The sequence below is a fragment of the Syntrophomonas sp. UBA5494 genome (assembly GCF_002426325.1).
Genome location: NZ_DIPG01000082.1, coordinates 1,562 through 2,636, shown reverse-complemented (window position 1 = coordinate 2,636; position 1,075 = coordinate 1,562). Strand labels below are relative to the sequence as shown.

Here is a 1,075-nt window from a genome sequence, read left to right as displayed (position 1 = left end):
AATTGTCTGAGCAATAACAGAATATTCATTTGCCAGCCTTTGTAGCGTATTAAACATCCCTAATACATTACTTTCATAAGTATCTCCCGTAATCTTGCCGTCACGGTAATATATGGCGAATCTAGTATCCATGCTGGTTTTAGACTTAGCCATTGCCACATAGGAACCACTTTTGAAATTGTACCTCGCTTTTTCTATTTCAAGATCCAGATAAGAATAGTTTTGTTCTATATATTGCTTGACCGCCTTATTGGCCAGCATCGCTGTTATTGGATTGCCCATAAAAGAACTGGCAATAAATAGTATGCCGCCCAAGAATGCTGCCGCCATCACTCCTGTAAGTATTTTTAGTATCAGTTTTTTGGTATCTTTCATCGTGCTCAACTTTCTTAAATGTAAGTATTAAAACGCTGTAATCCCAAGTTCAACAATGGAGCCCCACTGCTGCTCACCGCCGGAAAGCTCTCTGGGAAGCGGTGCTTTTTATCCTGCGTTCCCACCGCCCCCTGAGATGATCCTGCTGGTAGTCTCACTGACCGGAACACACGCCGATTCAAGATGTAGGAACTGGCGCAATGCTCTATTTTCTGGGCCATGCCGACCTCACCCATGGTCTGTCACCTAACGTCCCCAACGTCTCCCAACCTTAAGGTGAAGACCAGTCTCACACAGCCCTTATGGAATCAGGTTATCTTACCGCGCCAAGCGAATTTGGCTAGCCAAATTCAGTGCTTGCTGCAACGAAAGACGCCATTCTTTCGTTGGGGCGGGGCCTTTTTCAATACAATATGAATTTTCTCTTTGGTAACATCTTGCCAAAAATGGAGTCTGCTTTGATCCTTCAGATAAGCATTGCCTATATGCCAGTTTCAGATACCGTTTGATGTCCCGGCTACCGTACAGGGATAANNAAAGACGCCATTCTTTCGTTGGGTGTGTGTTACGATTGGCCTAAATACAACCGACCGAAAAAGAAAGAACCGTAACCACATCGGTCCAACTCTTTTCGGAGCTCAATCACTTCGGCTTTCGCTTTCGGCCCCGCTATTTTAACGTATAGTCACCTGCTGCTACT

At 44.8% G+C, this 1,075-nt stretch carries 1 protein-coding gene; it reads right to left on the bottom strand.

Annotated elements, in window-relative coordinates:
- A partial coding sequence (locus tag B3W37_RS09035; protein ID WP_483175469.1) for a YfjL-like protein occupies window positions 1–375 on the bottom strand: 375 nt, incomplete at its 3' end.
- Between the last annotated feature and the right edge of the window lie 700 nt (window positions 376–1,075).